Source organism: Curtobacterium sp. MCBD17_035 (assembly GCF_003234815.2).
In the GTDB taxonomy this organism is placed as follows: Bacteria; Actinomycetota; Actinomycetes; order Actinomycetales; family Microbacteriaceae; genus Curtobacterium.
Window position 1 is genome coordinate 3,382,323 of record NZ_CP126279.1, and the last position, 22,486, is coordinate 3,404,808.

At 69.5% G+C, this 22,486-nt stretch carries 21 protein-coding genes; 5 read left to right on the top strand and 16 right to left on the bottom strand.

Annotation, left to right across the window (positions count from 1 at the left end):
- Window positions 1–530: 530 nt before the first annotated feature.
- The 8 genes from DEI93_RS16045 to DEI93_RS16080 form a co-directional block, all read right to left on the bottom strand.
- On the bottom strand, window positions 531–809 hold the full coding sequence (locus DEI93_RS16045) for a helix-turn-helix domain-containing protein (RefSeq protein ID WP_349815069.1): 279 nt from the start codon (window positions 807–809) through the stop codon (window positions 531–533).
- 40 nt (window positions 810–849) lie between these two features.
- Window positions 850–1,152 (bottom strand): hypothetical protein, encoded by a 303-nt coding sequence (locus DEI93_RS16050; protein ID WP_146244383.1) that lies wholly within the window; start codon window positions 1,150–1,152, stop codon window positions 850–852.
- 399 nt (window positions 1,153–1,551) lie between these two features.
- Window positions 1,552–2,913 (bottom strand): replicative DNA helicase, encoded by a 1,362-nt coding sequence (dnaB, locus tag DEI93_RS16055; protein WP_375334608.1) that lies wholly within the window; start codon window positions 2,911–2,913, stop codon window positions 1,552–1,554.
- A gap of 862 nt (window positions 2,914–3,775) precedes the next feature.
- Window positions 3,776–4,228 carry a 50S ribosomal protein L9 gene (rplI, locus tag DEI93_RS16060; protein WP_111010767.1) on the bottom strand — a complete coding sequence of 151 codons (453 nt, stop codon included), beginning with the start codon at window positions 4,226–4,228 and terminating at the stop codon, window positions 3,776–3,778.
- 14 nt (window positions 4,229–4,242) lie between these two features.
- Window positions 4,243–4,503, bottom strand: coding sequence for a 30S ribosomal protein S18 (gene rpsR, locus DEI93_RS16065; protein WP_066517360.1), 261 nt, complete (start codon window positions 4,501–4,503; stop codon window positions 4,243–4,245).
- 50 nt (window positions 4,504–4,553) lie between these two features.
- Complete coding sequence (locus tag DEI93_RS16070) at window positions 4,554–5,102, bottom strand: single-stranded DNA-binding protein (protein ID WP_111010768.1); 549 nt, start codon at window positions 5,100–5,102, stop codon at window positions 4,554–4,556.
- Between the two features lie 3 nt (window positions 5,103–5,105).
- A complete protein-coding gene (gene rpsF, locus DEI93_RS16075) occupies window positions 5,106–5,477 on the bottom strand; it encodes a 30S ribosomal protein S6 (RefSeq protein ID WP_111010769.1) in 372 nt (123 codons plus the stop codon).
- A 180-nt stretch (window positions 5,478–5,657) separates the two neighbouring features.
- Complete coding sequence (locus DEI93_RS16080; RefSeq protein WP_111026520.1) at window positions 5,658–7,085, bottom strand: CCA tRNA nucleotidyltransferase; 1,428 nt, start codon at window positions 7,083–7,085, stop codon at window positions 5,658–5,660.
- A gap of 108 nt (window positions 7,086–7,193) precedes the next feature.
- Here DEI93_RS16080 and murJ point away from each other — a divergent pair, with 108 nt between their 5' ends.
- From murJ to DEI93_RS16105, 5 genes are all read left to right on the top strand, one after another.
- Window positions 7,194–11,630: a murein biosynthesis integral membrane protein MurJ gene (murJ, locus tag DEI93_RS16085; protein WP_220037870.1), complete on the top strand. Its 4,437-nt coding sequence runs from the start codon at window positions 7,194–7,196 to the stop codon at window positions 11,628–11,630.
- A gap of 108 nt (window positions 11,631–11,738) precedes the next feature.
- A complete protein-coding gene (gene trxB, locus DEI93_RS16090; RefSeq protein ID WP_111011922.1) occupies window positions 11,739–12,746 on the top strand; it encodes a thioredoxin-disulfide reductase in 1,008 nt (335 codons plus the stop codon).
- Between the two features lie 96 nt (window positions 12,747–12,842).
- Window positions 12,843–13,169 carry a thioredoxin gene (gene trxA / locus DEI93_RS16095; RefSeq protein ID WP_111010772.1) on the top strand — a complete coding sequence of 109 codons (327 nt, stop codon included), beginning with the start codon at window positions 12,843–12,845 and terminating at the stop codon, window positions 13,167–13,169.
- Window positions 13,170–13,372: 203 nt separating this feature from the next.
- Window positions 13,373–14,680 carry an aminotransferase-like domain-containing protein gene (locus DEI93_RS16100; RefSeq protein WP_111119610.1) on the top strand — a complete coding sequence of 436 codons (1,308 nt, stop codon included), beginning with the start codon at window positions 13,373–13,375 and terminating at the stop codon, window positions 14,678–14,680.
- A gap of 82 nt (window positions 14,681–14,762) precedes the next feature.
- Complete coding sequence (locus DEI93_RS16105) at window positions 14,763–15,725, top strand: D-alanine--D-alanine ligase family protein (RefSeq protein ID WP_111119609.1); 963 nt, start codon at window positions 14,763–14,765, stop codon at window positions 15,723–15,725.
- 1,142 nt (window positions 15,726–16,867) lie between these two features.
- Here DEI93_RS16105 and DEI93_RS16110 read toward each other — a convergent pair.
- The 8 genes from DEI93_RS16110 to rpmH form a co-directional block, all read right to left on the bottom strand.
- A complete protein-coding gene (locus DEI93_RS16110; protein ID WP_111119608.1) occupies window positions 16,868–17,917 on the bottom strand; it encodes a ParB/RepB/Spo0J family partition protein in 1,050 nt (349 codons plus the stop codon).
- Window positions 17,917–18,810, bottom strand: coding sequence for a ParA family protein (locus tag DEI93_RS16115; protein ID WP_111119607.1), 894 nt, complete (start codon window positions 18,808–18,810; stop codon window positions 17,917–17,919). Before DEI93_RS16115 ends, DEI93_RS16110 begins: the two co-directional genes overlap by 1 nt.
- Window positions 18,811–18,906: 96 nt before the next feature.
- Window positions 18,907–19,545 (bottom strand): 16S rRNA (guanine(527)-N(7))-methyltransferase RsmG, encoded by a 639-nt coding sequence (gene rsmG, locus DEI93_RS16120; protein WP_111119650.1) that lies wholly within the window; start codon window positions 19,543–19,545, stop codon window positions 18,907–18,909.
- Between the two features lie 58 nt (window positions 19,546–19,603).
- Window positions 19,604–20,143, bottom strand: coding sequence for a Jag family protein (locus DEI93_RS16125; RefSeq protein WP_375334607.1), 540 nt, complete (start codon window positions 20,141–20,143; stop codon window positions 19,604–19,606).
- Complete coding sequence (gene yidC / locus DEI93_RS16130; protein ID WP_111010778.1) at window positions 20,140–21,114, bottom strand: membrane protein insertase YidC; 975 nt, start codon at window positions 21,112–21,114, stop codon at window positions 20,140–20,142. The genes DEI93_RS16125 and yidC overlap by 4 nt, the downstream gene beginning before the upstream one ends.
- Before the next feature lie 9 nt (window positions 21,115–21,123).
- A complete protein-coding gene (gene yidD / locus DEI93_RS16515) occupies window positions 21,124–21,567 on the bottom strand; it encodes a membrane protein insertion efficiency factor YidD (RefSeq protein WP_111119606.1) in 444 nt (147 codons plus the stop codon).
- Window positions 21,564–21,923 carry a ribonuclease P protein component gene (rnpA, locus tag DEI93_RS16140; protein WP_111011926.1) on the bottom strand — a complete coding sequence of 120 codons (360 nt, stop codon included), beginning with the start codon at window positions 21,921–21,923 and terminating at the stop codon, window positions 21,564–21,566. Before rnpA ends, yidD begins: the two co-directional genes overlap by 4 nt.
- Window positions 21,924–21,932: 9 nt before the next feature.
- Window positions 21,933–22,070 carry a 50S ribosomal protein L34 gene (gene rpmH / locus DEI93_RS16145; protein ID WP_053546712.1) on the bottom strand — a complete coding sequence of 46 codons (138 nt, stop codon included), beginning with the start codon at window positions 22,068–22,070 and terminating at the stop codon, window positions 21,933–21,935.
- Between the last annotated feature and the right edge of the window lie 416 nt (window positions 22,071–22,486).

Below are 22,486 nucleotides of genomic sequence, written 5' to 3' on the forward strand. Positions count from 1 at the left end.
CGCTGCGGTATCGGACAGGACCGGTCCTCAAGCGACCGCGGGGCCGTCCCCGTCGTCGAGGCCGCAGTCGTTTGCGAGGAGAGGTGAGCGAACGGTCGTCAGCGCCGAAAGGCTGAGCGTAGGAGGAGCGCCAGGTCTCGGCAGCGTCGCCGAGGACCCGGCCGACTGGGCGGCAGCCACAGGGCGCCGAGCGCCTCTGCGACTTCCCGGTCACTCGTAGCCGCAGCGACAGGCGACTCAGCGGCTTCAGTGTCTGCCTCCCGGCTGGCAAGCACGTCGAGGGCTCGCATCGCTAATCGCAACGTTGCCCACCGCGAAACGCTGACGTGCAGCAGCCGGTCATGTGAGGTGCGTGATTCAGTCGCGGTGACGACCTTCGCTCCCGCCTCCACGACGACGTTGACGTGCGACGGGGAGGAGCCAACGCGGACCGTGATGGGCGCTGGCTTCCACCGCTTCAACAACCAGATCCTCCGCACCCGCACGGTCAATACTCTAACCAGTGCTCGCGTGCGGCGGGGGTGAGACGCTCAGTCGGGACGGCCGGGCCAGAGGTCGACCTCGAGCGCGAGCTCGAGCTTTGCGATCGTCGTGAGATCTGGCCAGGCGCGTCCACTCAGGACATTGATGAGGGTGACGTGGCTCACCCCCGCGGCCTGCGCAACAGCTCGGATGCTCCGACCTTCGAGTGCGGCTCGGGTTCGGAGCGCCATTTGACGGGCTACTTCGGCGATCGGGTCCTCCGCGCGGTGCTCCGGCCAAGGCGCGGGAGCGAGTTCCATGGGAACTGATCGTGCGGATCGCGGCATGCCTCAAGGGTAGAGCGTCCTCGAGGGTTCAGCCGTTCAGCTATTCAGGGATGGTCGCAAGGTCGCGGGCGTTCGACGGGATGACAGTTCGCATCGGAGCGGATTGTCCGCTTGAACGCGGCCACGTCTCGAGCGCCAACGCGGTGTGCTCAACAGGGCGTTTCACCGCTTGTGCAATCTGCTCGATGGTGTTCCCGTGCGCCGCCAAGTGATAGGCGCGTTCGAGGTCGATGTCATGCAGTTCCCGTCCGGCCGCGGGATCACGCTGCTGGGGACGCGCTGGTGACCACACCACAGACTCCAGAATCGGCTGCGCGAAACACATCGAGAGGATGTTTTCCAAGTAAAAGTCGACCGCTTGTTGTAGCTCTGCGGTGATCTTCAGTATGAAGCTGGAGTAGTCCGGAGTACGGACGGGGCGGCGGGATGCTGATGCAAACGAAACGGGGGCGCTGCCGGTGAAACGAGCGTAAGCGTAGCGTCGTCCGAGTTCGTGTCGTCTACTGCGGCCTGGTTCGAATCCTGCTGAGCGGCAGACGGCGATCCAGTCGGCATGGACGAGGAAGTGCTCATAGGGGAGCCCTCGCCGGCGGCCGTAGTTGATCGGGGGAGCCTCGCGGTCGAGTTGTCGACCAAGAGTGGCGCTCGGCCGCGCTCGCAATCAATCTCGTCGCTGGCGGCCTGCGCGACAAGATTGGTTGCGAGCGCGACAAGATTGATTGCGGACGACAACAACGTTCCCCTACTGCGGCATGTCCACGAACCGCGAGAACATCCCGTGGAACGCCACCGTGATGGTGTCCGTCGGCCCGTTGCGGTGCTTCGCCACGATGAAGTCCGCCTCGCCCTGCCGCGGGTTGTCCTTCTCGTAGGCGGACTCGCGGTGCAGCAGGATGACCATGTCGGCGTCCTGCTCGATCGATCCCGACTCGCGCAGGTCGGAGATCTGGGGCTTCTTGTCCGCGCGCTGCTCGGGGCCACGGTTGAGCTGCGAGAGCGCGATGACCGGGACCTGGAGTTCCTTGGCCATGAGCTTGAGCGCACGTGAGAACTCCGAGACCTCTTGCTGGCGACTCTCGACGCGCTTGCCGCTCGTCATGAGCTGCAGGTAGTCGATGACGACGAGCTTGAGGTCGTGCTGCTGCTTGAGCCGCCGGCACTTGGCTCGGATCTCGACGAGCGTCATGTTGGGGGAGTCGTCGATGAAGAACGGGGCGTCGTTGATCCGACCGCGGGTCTGGGCGATGGTCGTCCAGTCGCGGGCGTCGACGGTGCCCTTGCGCATGTTCTGCAGCGGCACGCTCGACTCGGCGGACAGCAGGCGCATGGCGATCTCGGAGCGGCCCATCTCGAGCGAGAAGAACGCCGCGGTCTGGTTGTGCTTGACGGCGGCGGCGCGAGCGAGGTCGAGGGCGAGCGTCGACTTGCCGAGCGCCGGGCGCGCCGCGACGATGATGAGCTGGCCGGGGTGGAACCCGTTCGTCAGGGCGTCGAGCCCGGCGAACCCGGTCGGCACGCCGGTCATCTGCCCGTCGCGGCCCTTGGCGGCCTCGATCTCGTCGATGGCGGAGCCGATGGCCTCGGTCAGCGGCACGTAGTCCTCGGTCTGCACGCCACCCGCGACGTTGTAGACCTCGGCCTGGGCGTTGTTGACGAGGTCGGTGACCTCACCCTCGGACGCGTAGCCCATCTGCACGATGCGCGTGCCGGCCTCGACCAGGCGACGGAGCACGGCCTTCTCGGCGACGATCGCGGCGTAGTAGCCCGCGTTGGCCGCCGTCGGCACGAGCGAGGTCAGGGAGTGCAGGTACTCGGCGCCACCGGCCCGGGACAGCATGGCCGTCTTGGTGAGCTCGTCGGTCACCGCGATGACGTCGGTCGGCTCACCGTGCGAGTACAGCGACAGGATCGCGTCGAAGATGACCTCGTGCTTGGGAATGTAGAAGTCCACGCCCCGCGCGGTCTCGATCACGTCGGCGACGGCGTCCTTCGACAGCAGCATGCCGCCGATGGTCGACTGCTCGGCCAGCAGATCGTGGGGCGGCGTCCGCTCCATGCCCCGTTCGGCCATGTCCGGTGGTGCACCGAGATGCGCGATCGACACGCAGACTCCTCACTGTCCTGGTCGGCCCGTCCGGGCCGTTCGAGCATGATCCGGGAGGCCCGTCCCACCATTGGTACCGCCACCCCCCGACACCACCCTCGCGGCTCGAGCGCGACGGTCGTTCCGGTCCCGTGACGACCCGTTCCATGCCCCCTGCCCGAGTCGCTCCCGCAGGCTAGGGGAGCGAAGTTATCCCCAGCAAGAGGTCCTGTGGATAACTTTGTGGATGACACGGGGAACACGCCGGAAAGCGGTGGGGACAACTGTGGAAACTCCTGTGGAGAAGCGGGGACCGGGGCGAAATAAACCGCTTCTGACCAGGCGTTTCCGGTTGCACACCATGTGTGCACAACGTTGTTTAGAGTGCCGGTTGAAGGTTCCCGACTTGACGTCCTGCCTGTGCATAGAACCTGGACAGGGCGGCCTGATGTGGAGTACCACGTCCCACGCTCCCAGCCCCACCACATGCGCGCTTGTCCCCCGGAACGGTCCCCGGGTCAACAGCGCGACGGGTGTCGCTGGGCGCGCGCCGGAACCACGCGGAGTTGCTGTCCGCAACCAGGAGGACACGCGTACCCCACCGGCCTCGCCCCGCTCGCGGCCAGCGGGACGCACCGCCACCGCGCCTCCCGGCAGGGGGCCCGAATCGACAGGACCGTTGTCGTCCGACAGCAGTCGGGTCGTCGCATGCAACCGCATCTCGTGCGTGTGCATCCGACGACCGCCGATCCGATGTCGGACGACCGCCGGACTGTCGAAGAGCAGCGAAGCCGGAGGAGGCTGCGGGGACGACGAAGGGCGGGCCTCCCGACTGGGAGACCCGCCCTCGGCGGTCGGACCGGCAGCGCCGGCCCGGACGGAACTACTTGGCGGCGACGACCTTCAGCGCGATGGTCGCGACGATGTCCTCGCGGAGCCGGACCGTGGCCTCGTGCTCGCCGACGGACTTGATCGACCCGGGGACCTCGATCTTGCGCTTGTCGAGCGAGCCGATGCCCTGCGCCTGCACGGCGTCGGCGACGTCGCCCGGGCGGACCGAGCCGAACAGGCGGCCGTCCTTGCCGGCCTTGACGGTCAGCGTGACGACGGCGTTCTGCAGCTTGAGCTTGAGGTCCTGGGCCTCTTCGATCGTGGCGAGCTCGCGCGCGGCGCGGGCGGCCTGGATCGACTCGACCTGCTTCTGACCACCACGCGACCACGCGACGGCGAAGCCCTGCGGGATCAGGTAGTTGCGGGCGTAGCCGTTCTTGACGTCGACGACGTCACCGGCGGAACCGAGGCCGGAGACCTCGTGGGTGAGGATGAGCTTCGACATGGGTGATCCTCCGATCAGCGGCCGGAGCCGGCGTAGGGGAGGAGCGCCATCTCGCGGGCGTTCTTCACGGCACGGGCGATGAGGCGCTGCTCCTGGACAGAGACGCCGGTGATACGGCGGGCACGGATCTTGCCGCGCTCGGAGATGAACTTGCGCAGGGTCGCGACGTCCTTGTAGTCGATGACGCCGACCTTGATCGACTTCGCGGGGGCGGCGTTCTTGCCGCCCTTGCCTCCGCGAGGCTTGCGGCGGTCGCCGCTGCTCTTTCCAGCCATTGGGGGATTCCTTCTAGTTCTGTTTCCGGATCAGCGGGGGAGCCGACTGATCAGAACGGGGTTTCGTCGTCGTAGGTGCCGCCCGGGGTGTTCCACACGTCCGACGAGGACGTGTTGCCACCCTGGTTGCCCTGCGGGGACCACGGTTCGTCGGACTGCGCGCCACCGTTGTAGCCGCCGCCACCGCCACCGTTGCCGCCACCGACCTGGCCGCGGCCACCGCCGCCACCACCACCGGAGGCGCGGGTGACCTGGGCGGTCGCGTAGCGGAGCGAGGGGCCGATCTCGTCGACCTCGAGCTCGATGCTCGTGCGCTGCTGGCCTTCGCGGTCCTGGTAGGAGCGCTGACGCAGACGACCCTGCGCGATGACGCGCGAGCCCTTGGTCAGCGATCCCGCGACGTGCTCGGCGAACTCACGCCAGACACTCGCACGGAGGAACAGCGCGTCGCCGTCCTTCCACTCGTTCGCCTGACGGTCGAACGTGCGCGGTGTCGACGCGATGGTGAAGTTCGCCACCGCGAGGCCGTTCTGCGTGTACCGCAGCTCGGGATCGCTGGTGAGGTTGCCCACCACCGTGATGACGGTCTCGCCGGCCACGGGCTACTCGGCGCTCTTCGTGGCGGCCGCGGCCTTGCGGGCGGCGCGCTCGTCGGAGAGCTTCTTGGCGGCGGCGACCTGGGCGATCGCTTCCTCGGCGCGGAGGACCTTGGTGCGGAGCACGGCCTCGGAGAGACCGAGCTGGCGGTCGAGTTCCTTGGCGGCGTCGGCGTTCGCCGTCATGTTGACGACGGCGTAGATGCCCTCGGACTTCTTGTTGATCTCGTACGCGAGACGACGACGGCCCCAGACGTCCACGTTGTCGACGGTGCCACCGTCGTTGCGGATGACTGCGAGGAACCGGTCGAGCGACGGAGCGACCGTGCGCTCGTCGATCTCGGGGTCGAGGATGACCATCAGTTCGTACTGGTGCATGCGGAACCCACCTCCCTTGGTCTAGAACGGCTCCGGTCTTTCCGGAGCAGGAGGGTTGATGCATGTGTGCGACCACCACGAAGGCGGTGGGCACAACCTGACAAGACTAGCCGACGGCCGGGAGGCCCGGCAAGCGTTCTCCCCAGCCCGAACGCCCGCACCGTGGTCGGGTGGTGCGGATCAGCCCCGCTCGGCCCACCAGGCGCGCAGGCGACGCTCCGCCTCGTCGGGTCCGAGGGGCCCCTCGTCCATGCGGGCCTCGAGCAGGAACCGGTAGGCCTCGCCGACCTCGCGCCCGGGGCGGATGCCGAGGATCCGCATGATGTCGTCGCCCGTCAGGTCGGGACGCATGGCGTCGAGTTCCTCCCGGTCGCGCAGGGCGGCGATCCGGTCCTCCAGGTCGTCGTACGCGAACCCGAGCCGGTCGGCCTTGCGGCGGTTGCGCGTCGTGACGTCCGAGCGGGTGAGCTCGTGGAGCCGCTCGAGCTGGTCGCCGGCGTCGCGGACGTAGCGGCGCACGGCCGAGTCCGTCCACGCGCCGTCCGTGTAGCCGAAGAACCGCAGGTGCAGCTCGATGAGCTTCGTGACGGCGGCGACGGTCTCGTTGTCGAACCGCAGCGCGCGGAGCCGCTTGCGGGCGAGCTTGGCACCGACGAGGTCGTGGTGGTGGAAGCTCACGACGCCGCCGGGCTCCAGGCGGCGGGTGGCCGGCTTGCCGATGTCGTGGAGCAATGCGGCGACGCGGAGGACGATGTCGGGCGCGTCGCCGGCGTGCCGTTCGTGCTCGTAGCCGATCGCCTGCGTGAGCACGGTGAGCGAGTGCTCGTAGACGTCCTTGTGGTGGTGGTGCTCGTCGATCTCGAGCTGCATCGCCGGGAGTTCCGGCAGCACCCGCTCGGCGATGCCCGTGTCGACGAGGAGGCGCAACCCGGGCACGGGGTCGTCCGTGGCGAGCAGCTTGACGAACTCGTCGCGCACGCGCTCGGCGGAGACGATCGCGATCGAGCCGGCGAGCTCGGTCATCGCGGCGCGGACGTCGTCGCTCACGGTGAACCCGAGCTGGCCCGTGAACCGTGCCGCACGCATCATGCGGAGCGGGTCGTCGCGGAAGGACACGACGGCGCTCTGCGGGGTGCGCAATCGACCGGCGAGCAGGTCCTCGACGCCGTCGGCCACGTCGACGAGCTCGCGCTGGGGGAGTCGCAGGGCCATCGCGTTGACGGTGAAGTCCCGGCGGACCAGGTCCTCGGTGATGGCCGATCCGAACTCGACCTCGGGCTTCCGGGTCTCGCCGTCGTACACGTCGCTGCGGTACGTCGTGATCTCGACCTGCTCGCCACGCACGCGGGCCGCGATGGTGCCGAACTGTCGCCCGACGTCCCAGGTCGCGCTCGCGATCGGTTCCACGATCCGGAGGATCTCGTCGGGCCGGGCGTCCGTCGTGAAGTCGAGGTCGGTCACAGGCCGGCCGAGGAAGGCGTCGCGGACGGGACCGCCGACGAGCGCGAGTTCGTGGCCGGCCTCGGCGAAGGCGGCGGCCAGGGTGGCGACGGGTGCGGACTCGGCGAGGTGACCGAGGCGTTCCACGGCGTGTGCGACGGAGGGCATGACCCGTCGATCATCCCAGAACCCGGCCGTGCCGTGCCTCCTCGGCTGCGTCTCCGGCTGGGCCTCCTACACTCGTCCGAGGCCCGGACGGTCCCGGGCGCCTCTTCCATGCACATCCTCCGAACGCCACTCGCCGCCGCGGTGACCGCGCTGGTCGCCCTCGGCGTCGTCGGCGCGCCCGGAGTCGCGGAGGCGGCGAGCAGCAGCCATGCAGCGGTCAGCAGCAGCCACGCCGCGTCGGCCACGAGCAATGCGCGCGCGGTCGCGACCCCCGGTCCCACCGGCACGAACGCCAGCACCGCGACCCCCGCGCCCACCCACCCCGCGCAGAAGAACGCAGCGGCGCCCACCACGGCGACCACGGCCTCCCTGTCGGTGGCGGCGACGGACCAGGGTGTGCTCAAGCAGGACCAGGACCTCACCCTGACGGTCACCGTGACGAACGGCACCGACACGGATCTCGCCGCGACCACCGCGGACGTCTCCCTGTCGCGGAGCGTGACCGGGGACCGGTCCGACCTCGAGGACTGGCTCGAGGACACCAGCTCAGACGGTTACCTCGGCTCCTACCTGACGAGTTTCGACGTCCCGGTGGTCCCCGCGCACCACACGGTCACGATGACCGACATCACCATCCCGTCGGCCACGGTCGGCCTCGACGGCTACTCGTTCGGCGCGCGCCGCCTCGCGGTCTCGTACGCGTCGGGCTCGGTCGACGTCGTCGGCCGTTCGGCCATCACCTGGTACCCGTCGCTGACGCAGCAGCCCACGGACGTCTCCGTCGTGATGCCGATCACCGTGCCCGCGACGACGTCGACCACGCTGTCGGCGTCCGAGCTCGCCGCGGACACCGCCGTCGACGGCACGCTCACGGCGCAGCTCGACGCCGCCATCGACCACAACGTCGCGATCGGCATCGACCCGCGGATTATCGTCTCGATCCGGCTCCTGGGCCAGGACGCTCCCGAGTCCGCGGTGGCCTGGCTCGACCGTCTGACCGCCGCCCGGAACGAGACGTTCGCGCTCCCCTACGCCGACGCCGACCTGACGGGCCTCCGGCAGGCGGGGGCGCCGGGCGTCTTCACGCCGATCTCGTTCGACCAGGACGTCGACCCACGGCACTTCCCCGGAGCGGTCACCCCGACACCGACGGCCACCGCGACCGGGACGACGGACGGTGCGAGCGGCGCCGGCGCGGCCGCCGCGAGCGCGACGCCGACCGCCGGTGCGGGCCCGTCCACGTCGGCCGGTGGAGGCACGGGGACGAGCGCCGGCGCCGGAACCAGCACCGGGGGCGAGACCGGAACGGCGGCCGGAACCGGAACGACCGCCGGCACCGACACAACCCCGGCGCCCGGCACGGGCCAGCCGGAAGGCGAGCCCACGCCCGCCGCGCCCACGCTGCCGACGATGCAGACCCTGCTCGACTTCCCGTACACGCTGCCCTCGATCGCCTGGCCGGACGAGGACACCGTCACCTCGGACGACCTCCCGGTACTCGCCAAGGGGGGTTACCAGCACACCATCGTCGCGAACGGGAACACCACGGCCGGCGCGGACACCACGGTCGCCGCCTCCGCCAAGGCCGGGACCGCCGACCTCCTCGTGTCCGACGAACGGCTGAGCGCGCTCCTCGACGACGCCGCGGACGCACCCGATCAGGCGTCGTGGCAGAGCGCGATGGCGGCGCTCACCGCCACCCTCGCGACGACGACGCGCCAGGCGAGCACCTCCGCTCCGATCCTCCTGACGTTCGACCGTTCATGGCCGACCGACCCGACCCGCATGTCCGACACGCTCGACGCGCTCGAGTCGATGCCGTGGGTCTCGCCCACGGACCTCTCGACGACCATCGGCACCGCGCCGACGAGCGTCTCGGTGAGCAACCACGCCGAGCCCGACGACCGCCTCGCGCAACTCCGCCAGCTCGTCCAGTCCGAGAGTGCCGTCACCGCGTTCTCGACCGCGCTGACCACCCCCACCGACCTCACGGCGCCGACCCGGCTCCACACGCTCGCCCTCGCCTCGACCGCGTGGACGACCGACCTCGCGGGACTGCAGCGTGCCGTGGCCGTCCGGGTGAAACGGGCGAACGCCGTCGTCGACTCGGTCGGGATCGTCGACTCGAGCTCCATCACCCTGCTCGGCGACCGGTCGTCCCTGCCGATCTCCGTCCGCAACAAGTCCGAGTTCCCCGTGACCGTCTACCTGACGGTCACGCCGTCGAACTCGTTCCTCCGGGTCGAGAAGAACGCGCTCCAGGTCACCGTCCAGCCCGAGTCGCAGTCGCGCATCACGTTCCCCGTGCAGTCCGTCGCGAACGGCAAGGTGCAGCTCCAGCTCAGCCTGACGAGCTCCACCGGGACGCGCGTCGCGCAGCCGAGCGCGGTCGAGATCAACGTGCAGGCCCAGTGGGAGACCATCATCACCGGCCTCGCCGGAGCCGCGGTCGTGGTGATCTTCGGCCTCGGGATCCTGCGCAACATCCGCCGACGCCTCCGTCGCCGGTCCGGTGGCGCGCCTCCTGAGGACGACGACGACCCCAACCGTCCGCTCGACGACCAGCCGGTGGCCGCGTCGGCCGCCGCCCCGGCGGCCACCGCATCCACGGCCGTCGCCGCCCCCGCAGCCGTCGCCGCACCCGCCGCCGTCGCCGCTGCACGCCCGACGGGAGCACGAGAACGGAACGACGTGACCGACGACCTCCAGACCGCTCGGCCGGGAGGCACGGCTCCACTCGCCGGGACCCCCATCGGTGCCGCGGCACCCACCGCCGGCACCCCGGGCACGACGGACGCGGCCGTCGGGGCGGGCGCGGTCGCGGCAGCGGGCGCGATCGCGGCAGCGGGCGCGATCGGCGGCGCGGCTCCGACCGGCGGCGCGACCCCGACCGGCGGCGCGACCCCGACCGCCCCGGCGGAACGCGGCCTCGGCCGGGCCAGCGCCCTGCTCGCGATCGGCACGATGGTGTCGCGCGTCCTCGGGTTCGCCAAGACGTTCGTCCTCGCGGCCGCGATCGGCCAGTCCGGTAGCGCCGCCGCCAACGCCTTCGCCGTCTCGAACCAGCTGCCGAACAACATCTACGCGCTCATCGCGGGCGGCCTGCTCAGCGCGGTCCTCATCCCGCAGATCGTCCGCTCGATGAAGCAGCACGCCGACGGCGGTCAGGCGTACATTAACCGGATCGTCACGCTCGGCGGCATCGTGTTCCTCGGCGTCACCGTCGTCGCCACCGCGATCGCGCCCCTGCTCGTCCACCTGTACAGCCAGTCCGCGGGCAGCGGCGGCAAGGGCTTCGCGGACGACACCACCGCACTGGCGGTCGCGTTCGCGTTCTGGTGCCTGCCGCAGATCCTCTTCTACGCGCTGTACTCGCTGCTCGGCGAGGTCCTCAACGCCCGCCAGGTGTTCGGGCCCTTCACGTGGGCGCCGCTCCTCAACAACGTCATCGCGATCGCCGGGCTCGTCGTGTTCATCGCCCTCTTCGGCACGCGCGGGTTCAACAGCGACGCAGGCGACTGGACGCCGACGAAGATCGCCGTGCTCGCGGGGAGCGCCACTCTGGGCGTCGCGGTGCAGGCGGCGTTCCTGCTGCTCTTCTGGCGTCGGGCCGGCCTCGGGTTCCGTCCCGACTTCCGGTGGCGCGGGGTGGGGCTCAAGGCGACGGGCACCGCGGCCGGCTGGCTGTTCCTCATGATCCTGGTGACGCAGCTCGCGGGCATCGTGCAGTCGCGGGTGGCGTCCCTCGGCACGGGCGCGGGCAACGCGACGCTGCAGAACTCGTGGCTGCTGTTCATGCTGCCGCACTCGATCATCACCGTGTCGATCGCCACCGCCTACTTCACGCGGATGAGCCACGACGCGGAACGGGGTGACATCGCCGCGGTCCGCCGGAACCTGTCGCAGTCGCTCCGGATCGTCGGTCTGTTCACCGTGTTCGCGTCGGTCGCCCTCATCGTCCTGGCGTTCCCGTTCGCCCGGATCTACGAGCACGCCTTCACGGACGTCCGGTCGATGGCCTTCGTGCTCGTCGCCTACATGCCCGGCCTGGTGCTGTTCAGCATGTTGTTCATCATCCAGCGGGTGTTCTGGGCCCTCCACGACCACCGCACGCCGTTCTTCATGCAGCTCGTGCAGTCCGGGCTGTTCGTCATCGGCGCCTACGCCGTCGCGGCCCTGCCCGGCTCGGCCATCGGCGTCGGCGTCGCGATCACGACCACCCTCGCCGGCAGCGCCCAGACCGTCGTCGCGCTCGTCATCGTCCGCCGACGCCTCGCCGGCATCGAGGGCGGCGCCGTGACGCGCTCGCACGTGCAGTTCCTCGTCGCCGCGATCGTCGCCGGGGCCGCCGGGGTCGCCGTCGCCGCGTTCTTCGGGGCGTTCCGAGCCGGCGGGTTCGCGATGACGGACGTCACGAGTGCGCTCATCACCCTCGCACTCACCGCGGCCGCCATGGTGGTCGTGTACGTGGCCGTGCTCGTCCTCACGCGCAACGGCGAGATCCGCAGCGCGGTGGGCCTCCTCCGGGCCCGTCTCGGACGCTGAACGCGGGCCGAACGGCGGAATGCGCCGCCGGTACCATGTGTTGATCCGATCGGACCGGGAGGCACCGGTCCGGTCCTCCAGGACGTCCACGACGAAAGGGCACCAGGCATGCGCCAGCTCATCATCATCGGCTCCGGTCCCGCCGCGCTGACGGCCGCGATCTACAGCGCGCGCGCCGAGCTGAAGCCCCTCGTGGTCGCGTCCAGCGTCGAGACCGGCGGCGAGCTCACCAAGACCACCGAGGTCGAGAACTTCCCCGGCTTCCCGGAGGGCATCCAAGGCCCCGACCTCATGATGAAGATGCAGGAGCAGGCCGAGAAGTTCGGCGCGGAGATCCTGTACGACGACGCCGTGTCCGTCGACCTCACCGGCGACGTCAAGAAGGTCACCGTCGGTGGCGGCCAGACCTACGAGTCGCTCGCCGTGATCTACGCGACCGGCTCCGCCTACCGCAACCTGGGCCTCCCGGACGAGCAGCGCCTGTCGGGCCACGGCGTGTCGTGGTGCGCGACCTGCGACGGCTTCTTCTTCCGCCAGAAGAACATCGCCGTCGTCGGCGGTGGTGACTCCGCGATGGAGGAAGCCACGTTCCTCACCCGCTTCGCCGACACGGTGACGGTGATCCACCGCAAGGACGTCCTGCGCGCGTCGAAGATCATGCAGGACCGCGCGTTCAACGACCCGAAGATCGCGTTCGCGTGGAACAAGGAGGTCGTCGCCATCCACGGTGAGACCTCGGTCGAGGGCGTCACGCTCCGCGACACCACCACCGGCGAGGAGTCGCAGCTGCCCCTCGACGGTCTGTTCATCGCGATCGGCAACGACCCGCGTACGCACCTCATCCACGGCCAGGTCGACCTCGCCCCCGAGGGCACCATCGCCGTCGACGGACGCTCGTCGCGCACGAACCTGTCCGGCGTCTTCGCGGCCGGTGACGTCATCGACCCGACCTACCGGCAGGCGATCACCGCGGCCGGTTCCGGCACGGTGGCGGCCCTCGACGCCGAGAAGTTCCTCGCCGACCTCGAGCCCGAGCTCGCCGCCCTGGCGGACGGTCCGGTCCCGGTCGAGCCCGTCACGATCTCGCCGGTCGAGCCGGCCACGGTCGGGAGCTGAGCGGTCGCGCCCGGCCGCGCCGTGCCTCCCGTCCAACGGAATAGCGACACGGACGTCGATGTTGTCCACAACGACCAACCCAAGGAAGCAGGAACCATGTCCAACGCCAAGGCAGTGACCGACGCGTCGTTCTCGAGCGACGTGCTGCAGTCCGACAAGACGATCCTCGTCGACTTCTGGGCCGAGTGGTGCGGGCCGTGTCGTGCGGTCTCCCCGATCCTCGACCAGATCGCGTCGGAGCACAGCGACAAGATCGAGATCGTCAAGCTCAACGTGGACGAGAACCCCCAGTCCGCCATGCAGTACCAGATCACCTCGATCCCCGCGATGAAGGTCTTCCGTGGCGGTGAGGTCGTCAAGACCGTGATCGGTGCGAAGCCGAAGCCGGCGCTCGAGGCCGACCTGGCCGAGTTCCTGGTCTGACACCAGCCCCGACGGCTCCCGAAGCCCCGTCTCCCGATCCGGGAGGCGGGGCTTCCGTCGTCCACGCGGAGCCACGCGTCCGGAACTGGCCTGCGCGGGGACCGACGGGCGTCCACGGGCATGCCGTATCGTGGCCGGAACGCCGTCCGTCGGCGTCGGCGTCGGCGTCCGCGATCGGCGCCCGAGTGATCGGAGACCATGCGATGACCGACCGGGGAACCAGCCTCGACCCGTGGTACGACTCCTACGCCCAGCGCACCGCAGGGCTGAGCGCATCCGAGGTCCGAGCACTGTTCGCCGTCGCATCCCGCCCCGAGGTCGTCTCCCTGGCCGGCGGCATGCCGTTCGTGTCCGCGCTCCCCCGCGAGCTCGTCACCGGGTCCATCGACCGGGTCATGGAGCACGACGCCGCCATGGCGCTGCAGTACGGCGGCGGCCAGGGTCTCCGGACCCTCCGTGAGCACATCGTCGACATCATGGCGCTCGAGGGCGTCCGTGCGAGCGCTGAGGACGTCGTCGTCACCACGGGTTCGCAGCACGCCCTCGACCTCGTCACGCGGCTGTTCATCGATCCGGGCGACGTCGTCCTGGCGGAGTCGCCGTCGTACGTCGGTGCGATCGGTGTGTTCCGCTCGTACCAGGCCGAGACCGTGCACGTGGCCATGGACGACCAGGGCCTGGTCCCCGAGGCCCTGCGCGAGACCATCGCCCGCCTCAGGGCCGCCGGCAAGCGCATGAAGTTCCTGTACACCATCCCGAACTTCCACAACCCCGCGGGCGTCACGATGAGCCGCGAACGCCGCATCGAGATCCTCGACATCTGCCGGTCGAACCAGATCCTCGTGCTCGAGGACAACCCCTACGGTCTCCTCTGGTTCGACGAGCCGGCGCCGCAGGCCATCCGCTCGATCGACGAGGACGGCATCGTGTACCTCGGCTCCTTCTCGAAGACCCTCGCCCCGGGATTCCGTGTCGGGTGGGCCCTCGCGCCGCACGCCATCCGCGAGAAGCTCGTGCTCGCGAACGAATCCGCCGTGCTCGCGCCGAACTCATTCGGACAGTACGTCGTGAACGCGTACCTCGATGCCGCGGACTGGAAGGCCCAGATCACCACCTTCCGCGGCCTCTACGCGGAGCGCCGCGACGCCATGCTCGCCGCCCTCGCCGAGTTCCTGCCCGACCTGCGGTGGACCACGCCGAACGGCGGGTTCTTCGTGTGGCTCACGCTGCCGGACCAGCTCGACTCCAAGGCGATGCTGCCCCGCGCGGTCAAGGAACTCGTCGCCTACACGCCGGGTACCGCGTTCTTCGCGGACGGCCGCGGGGGCGGACAAATGCGTCTGTCCTTCTGCTACCCCACGCCGGAGCAGATCCGCACCGGCGTGAAGCGGCTCGCGACCGTCGTGAACGACGAACTCGAGCTCATCGAGACCTTCGGCACCGCCGCCCGGCCGGCGCCGGTCCCCGACGCCGCCCAGACGGTCTCGGCACCGCCGCCGAACATGTCCTGACTCGCGTCGCCGTTTCGCCGACCGCTCCTGACCAGGGATTCATCACGCCACGCGCCGCGCGGCCGCACTCGAGGAACGCATCATGGTGGAGTTCGCCCGTCGTCACGTCGTCGTCGTCGCGGGGGGCATCTCGCACGAGCGGGACATCTCGCTCCGTTCCGGACGACGCGTGGCTGACTCGCTCATCGGCTACGGCTGGCAGGTCGATCTCCGGGACGCCGACGCGACGCTGCTCCCCGCGCTGCGCGAGCTCCAGCCCGACGTCGTCTGGCCCGCGCTCCACGGCGCCAGTGGTGAGGACGGCGCGCTCCGCGGCATCCTCGAGGCGCTCGACGTGCCGTTCGTCGGCTCACACGCCACCTCGGCTCGCCTCGCCTGGGACAAACCGACCGCGTCGGCACTCGCCGCGCGGGCGGGCGTCCGCACGCCGCGATCGGTCACCCTGTCGCACGACGTCTTCCGCGAACTCGGCGCCGTCAGCGTGCTCGCGGCCATCGCGGACGAGCACCCGATCCCCCTCGTGGTCAAGCCCGCCCGCGGTGGCAGCGCGCAGGGCGTCACCCTGGTCCACGACACGGCCGATCTGCCGCGAGCGATGGTCACGGCGTACACCTACTGCGACGACGTCATCGTCGAGCAGCTCATCACCGGGACCGAGATCGCCGTCGGGGTGGTCGACACCGGTGATGGCCCGGTGCCCCTCGCTCCCGTCGAGATCGTCCCGCGATCCGGCGTGTACGGGTACGAGGCGCGGTACAACGCTGGTGAGACGACCTTCTACACCCCGGCGCGCTTGTCGGCCGCAGCCGCAACGGCGGCGGCCGACGCAGCAGTCGCCGCACACGTCGCGCTCGGCCTCCGGCACATCTCGCGCGTCGACATGATCGTCGACGCGGTTGAGACACCGTGGTTCCTCGAGGTGAACGTCCTTCCCGGACTCACCGAAACGTCGCTCGTGCCGCAGGCCCTCCTGGCCTCCGGTCATGATCTCGGGTGGGTCTACGCCGAACTCGCCGAGCAGGCCATCCGCGACCATCGCCGGTAGCGGCCGTCGGTCTCACAGGGGACCAGCCCCGTCCCGGGCAGCGCGGTGCACGCGCGTTCCACGTGAAACATTCGGCTGCTCCAGCCGCGGCTGGAGACGACCCGGCTCTGTGGCGTGGCGAGGGTGAGCGGGACGGCTGGAGTTAGCCACCCGTCGCCCTGATCGGTGTGCAGCCGGGCGCCACAGTCGTCCGCCGAGGAGCAAGCTGATCGGCGCATTCGGTGCCCAGCGGCAGGGCCTTCTGCGTGGCGGCCGATCAACAGCAGACCGAGAACGCCGGGACACGACTGTGCGATCGTGCGCTGCGGCAGCTCGGCTCCGCTTCCACCGAGCGCAGCCTGGTCGCCGCCCGGCTGCCGAGGACCGCCCACTCCGGCGACGAGGCGCGCTGATCACGATCCGCGCACCCGGCCTCGCGACGGCCGCTTACACCCCCGGTGGCGGCGAGGATCACCCATCGTGGTCGCCTCACGCGCCGCCCGGATGGCAGCCCGGATCGCCGACCATCCGGCGCCTCGCGCTCCGCCTCACGCGTCACCCGACTCGCCGCCCACCTGACGGCCCAACCGCCGCCCGTCTCGCTGCCATCCTGGCGGACCCGATCAACGTCCCGGCGCGATCCCCCGCGCTCATCCGAGCGTGAGCCACCAGCGCCGCGGTCAACCTCCTGCAGCGATCTCCGGCCTGCCGTCCGTCGTGGTCGAGACACTGCAAGCCAAGCCGCTCGTCGTACCGTGGCGTTGTCATCTGCGGGGGGCCCGATCCCCAGTGCTCGCAGTTCCATCCTCGCGACGGCCGTCAAGTCATCCTCCGCCTGCATCGCTTCGCGCTTTGTTCGCGGTCCGCGCGCAACGCCGCTTCGTCACGCGCACCGGCTGCGGCGCGACCAGCAGGAGGGCGGCCGTGGTTTCACGTGGAACATGACCGCCACGCCGGTCTCTCGACCCCGGCCGCCGCACCACCATCAGCGCACGCGACGCCACACCGGATCGGTCGCACCAGCGGCTCGACTGGTTCAAGGACGGCGTGCGCAGGATTCACGATCAGGGCACGAGCCACGCATCGTGCTGATCGTGGTCAGCGCCGCAGACGCCCTTCGGACGCCACCTGCGGACGCGCCCCACGATGTTCCACGTGAAACGTCAGGACGCCCCGTCGGCGACTGCCTCGTTCCGCAGGTCCTCGAGGATCCGATTGAGATCCTCGATCGTAGCGAAGTCGATGCTCAGCGTGCCCTTGCGCGACCCCAACTGGATCTTCACGCGCGTGTTGAGGCGGTCACCGAGGCGTCCCGCGAGGTCATTGAGATGGGCTTGCCGCTTGGACGGCTCCGTCCGCGGCCGCACCGAGGGCGTCTTGGCCGAGAGTGCTGCTGCGGCTGCCTCAGCGGCCCGGACAGAGAGGTCCTCGTTCACGATCTTCTCGGCGAGGTACTCCATCGCCTCTGCATCGGGTGCCGAGAGGATCGCGCGAGCATGGCCAGCGCTCAGGACACCGGCTGCGACGCGCCGCTGCACCGGTGACGGCAGCCGGAGCAGGCGGATGGTGTTCGTGATCTGTGGCCGCGAACGCCCGATACGTGCGGCGAGCTGCTCCTGCGTGATCCCGAAGTCCGCCAGGAGCTGCTGGTAGGCCGATGCCTCCTCGAGCGGGTTGAGGTTCGCACGGTGCAGGTTCTCGAGGAGCGCGTCGCGCAGCATCGCGTCATCAGGCGTCTCCTTGATGATTGCCGGGATGGTGCCGAGGCCGAGCTCCTTCGTGGCCCGCAGCCGTCGCTCACCCATGATGAGCTCGTACCGCGGCTCGGTTCCGGTCGCGCCCGCGATGGGACGAACGACGATCGGTTGCAGGACGCCGATCTCGCGGATCGAGTGGACCAACTCCTGGAGCTCTTCCTCGCGGAACTCCGAGCGCGGCTGCTGGGCGTTCGGCACGATGTCCAGGGGGTTGAGATTGGCCAGGCGAGCGCCGGGCACGGCAACCAGGTCATCGGCGGTCTGGCCGACGCTGTTCGGCGACGCTCCGTCGGCAAGGATCGCAGCGACGGCATCCGTCGGGGTCCTCGCGGGGTCCCTGGTCGCAGGACTCGTGTTCGTGGGGAAGAAGACGTCGACCGGACGCTCCTGTTGCTCGGGGCTCGTCGGGATGAGCGCGCCAATGCCCTTGCCGAGTCCCGTCCGCTTCGGTGCCATCAGTGCTGCGCTCCTCGTGCTGCGATCTCTGCGGCCGCCTCGAAGTACGAGAGCGACCCTGGTGAATTCGTGTCATAGCTGACGACGCTCTGCCCGTAGCTCGGAGCTTCACTGATGCGCACGGAGCGGGGGATCAGCGTGGCGAGGACCTGGTCGCCGAAGTGCTCGCGGACCTCCGTCGCGACCTGGTTCGCCAGATTGGTCCGGCCGTCGTACATGGTCAGCAGGATCGTTGACACCCGCAGCGCCGGGTTGAGATGCCGCTCGATCAGCTCGATGTTCCGGAGCAGCTGGCTCAGCCCCTCGAGCGCGTAGTACTCACACTGGATCGGGATGAGCACCTCACGGGCCGCCACGAACGCGTTGATCGTCAGCAGACCCAGCGACGGCGGACAGTCGACGAACACGTAGTGGAACGGCTCGTCGACGCCGTCGAGGAACTGCTGCAGCGCGGTCCGGAGGCGCTGTTCACGCGCCACGAGGGACACCAGCTCGATCTCTGCGCCCGCCAGGTGGATGGTCGCCGGCACGCAGAACAGGTTCTCCGACTCAGGGCTCTGCTGCATGGTGCCGGCGAGTGGCGCTTCATCCACGATCACGTCGTAGATGCTGGCGACCTCCGCGCGGTGGTCCACGCCAAGCGCCGTCGACGCATTCCCCTGCGGGTCGAGGTCGATGACGAGCACGCGAGCGCCGCCACGGGCCAGCGCGGCCGCGAGATTGACGGTCGTTGTCGTCTTGCCGACGCCGCCCTTCTGGTTCGACACGGTGAACACGCGCGTCTGCTCGGGCAAGGGGAACTGCTGCGTCGCGAGCGCGCGTCGCCGCCGATTGAGGTCGGCGATCTCGCGCGCGAGTGGCGTGGTCGCGTCGAAGTCAGTAGATGAACTCACGAATGCACTTCCCCGCCTCGATGTTCCACGTGAAACGTTGGTGCGGCTGCGGCGAGCAGTCGTCCGATGCTCAACCAGACACTCCGCACGGGAACGTCAGTCAACTGTAGCCCGGAAGACCCGGGTCGTTTCCTCCACCACGCCCGCACCGAGCTCGATGACCTCGACGTCCGTCAGGCGCTTCCGGAGAATCACCTTCCGTGCCGCATCGACTTCGGCATCGACCCGGGCCCCCTTCATGAGCAGCAACTGGCCGCCCGAGCGGACGAGTGGAACGGTGATCGGGATGAGCTTGCTCAGGGCGCTGACAGCGCGGGCCGTCACCTGATCGAGCACGATGTCATCCGCGACGTCCTCGGCTCGGGCGCGCAGCACCCGCACGTTCTGCAGCCCGAGCCGGTCCGCTTCACCACGCAACCACTCGACGCGCCGCTCCATCGGCTCGATGAGGGTCATCTCGACGTCAGGCCGCATGATGGCGAGCACGAGGCCCGGCAGTCCCGCACCCGATCCGACGTCACCGACCTTCGCTCCATCGAGGAGCAGCGGTCCGACCACACCCGAGTTGAGGATATGTCGCGTCCAGAGCCGTGGGAGTTCCAGGGGTCCGATCAACCCGAGCTCCTCGCCACGTCGCGCGAGTTCCTGCGTGAAGGACCGGACCTGCTCGAGGTGGTCGCCGAACACCGCCGCAGCAGCGTCGGGCTCTGGCTCGACCGGCAACCTCTCGGTCACGGCGATCTCCACGTCGCCCTCACCAGACGCGGAACGCTCGTCCGTGCTGTCAGCCACGTCAGCGCGTGACGACCGTGTGCCGGTCGCGGCCCTCGCCCTCGGACTCCGAGTGGAAGCCGCGCTCGGCCACGAGATCGTGCACGAGCTTGCGCTCGTACGACGACATCGGCGGGAGCGCCGCGCTCGGGGACCCGGCCTCGATCCGCTCGATGGCCGTGTCCACGAGGCGACCGAGCTCCGACGCCCGAGCATCCCGCGAACCACCGACGTCGAGGATCAGACGGCTGAATTCGCCGGTCTCGGCCTGTACGGCGATCCTGGTGAGTTCCTGCAGCGCCGACACCGTGTCGGGCTTCGAGAGCACCCGGAGCGCGCCACCCTGATCGGTCACCGAGAGGTAGACGCGGCCGCCGCGCTCCTCGATCTCGATGTCACCGTCGAGATCGCAGATGTCGAGCAGTTCCTCGATGTAGTCGGCAGCGATGTCGCCCTCATCACGGACCTCGTCGTCGACGCCCTCCACGTCGTCGACCGGTGCCTCGGTGGTCGGCTCGTCGGACACGGGCGCGTCCTCGGTCAGCAGCTCGTCGTCGGTCACGACTTCTTCCCGTTCTTCTTGGCGCGGTTCTTGCCCACCGGCTGCTGCCGCTGGGTCGTCGGGCGAGGACGCTCGATCTCGGTCACGCGGATGTCGTTCACGGCGGCGAGAGCGCCACCGGCGGTCGCGCCACGTCGCTGCGCTTTCCGGGCGAGCCGGGCTTCACGGGCGAGCGCCGCCTCGGACCCCGGCGTCGGCATGCGCCGGATCACGACGTACTGCTGCCCCATCGTCCAGACGTTCGAGGCGAGCCAGTAGAACATGACGCCGAGCGGGAAGCTCAGACCCGAGAACACGAACACGAGCGGGAGGACGTAGAGCATCATCCGCTGCTGCCGGTACATCGGGCTCGCCTTGGTCTCCGGCGACATGTTCTTGGCCACGATCTGCAGCTGCGTGACGAACTGCGAGACGGTCATGATGATGACCATCGCGGCGGCGATGAGGCGGACCTCCCAGCCCGTGGCGCTGAGGAACGTCTCGTGCAGGGGAGCGCCGAACAGCTTCGCGACACCGAACGAATGGGCTAGTGGCGTGGTCAGCAGGCCGATACCGGTCTTGTCGATCTGAGCGGTGTGGAGCGTCGAGTACAGGCTCAGGAACACCGGCATCTGGATGATGAGCGGCAGGCAGGAGCTCAGCGGGTTCGTCCCGGTCTCCTTGTACAGCGCCATCGTCTCGCGGGACATGGCCTCACGCGAGAACTGGTCCTTCTTGCCCTTGTACTTGTCCTGGATCTTCTTGAGCTGCGGCGCGACCTCGAGCATCCGCCGCTGGCTCTTGATCTGCCGGACGAAGATCGGGATCAGCGCCGCCCGCACCACGAGGGTCAGACCGATGATCGAGATCACCCAGGTGATCCCGGCGTTCGGGTCCATGCCGATGGCCGCGAACAACGAATGGAAACCGACGAGGATCGCGGAGACCACCCATTTGAGTGGCCAGAGGATCGTGTTTTCGAGGAACTCCATGAGAAGCGGTCACGCCTTTCGGGGGTGCGGTGTCAACCGGCGACGCCGGGAGGTCGGGGCGGCCTGCGGGGCCGAACGGTGGGTGCCGTCCACGGGGCGGGTCTCCAGGACGGGGGTGCCGTCGAGCCGGCGGGTGCCGAGCGCGCGGGTGTCGCCGGCTGGGCGGGGGAGCACGAACCCGAAGCGAGTCACGGGGTAGGGCGCGGTCCGAGGCCGGACGTCGTCGATGCCACCGGACGCCCACGGATTGCACCGGGCGATACGCCAGGCGCCCATGCTGGAGCCGACGACGACGCCGTACTGCTGGATGGCCTCGAGTGCGTACCGCGAGCACGACGGGTGGTACCGGCAGACCTCGCCGTACAGCGGGGAGACGACCGCGCGGTACGCGCGCAGCACCACCACGCACACGTTGCGCGGGAGCAACGCGACGGCCGACAGTGCTCGTCTCATGCCTTGTTCACACCCTTGCTCTGGCTCGTGCTCCGACTGAAGCACTGCCTGACATCTGCGATGAGGGTAGGCCAGCCGGCCTGCGCGGCGGCTGGCAGTGCGCGAACGACCACATCCAGCCCCGAAGGGTGATCGACGACGAGTTCGTGGGCGATGGCCTTGAGCCTGCGGCGGACGAGGTTCCGGGTCACCGCGTTCCCCACCGCCTTCGAGACGATGAACCCGAACCGGGTGGGATCGGCATCGGCACGGACGACCACCGATACGACGGCGTGCGCCGTGGCGCTCCTGCGACCACGACGCACGACGGTTCGGTAGTCGTCACCTCGGACGATCCGGTTGGCTCGGGCCAACAACCCCGGGGGTTAGGCCGAGAGCTCGGTGCGGCCCTTGCTGCGGCGGGCGGCCAGGATGGAACGGCCGGCGCGGGTCCGCATACGAGCGCGGAAGCCGTGCTTCTTGGCGCGGCGGCGGTTGTTCGGCTGGAAGGTGCGCTTGCTCATGATCTCGTCTCCACACGGACGCTCGCGGCGGTCCGGTCACGTTGGGTCCGTTGACGCGATGGGAACGGACGCTCTGGGCGCGACCGATTGGCCGCAGTCAACCGTTCAACGGTACGTGAGGACGGGCCGTGGGTCAAACGAACGGGACCAACCGCTCATTCTCCACATTGGGGACAACTCCGGTTGCGTCCGACGCGCCGCGAGCAATTACAGTGGGTTGATCCATGGGCGCGCGGCCCGTGATCACCTGGCGGGACCGGGCACGAGCACGATCCGCGACTCGTGGAGAACACTGTGGACAACCCTGTGTACGGCCGAGTGGTCCGCCCACGACTCGCGGGCGACGTCGGCGCTGCGGGGAGCCGGCCGGAGCGACCGTCGGTCCACGTCGACCGACCAGAGGAGACGAGCGCGCC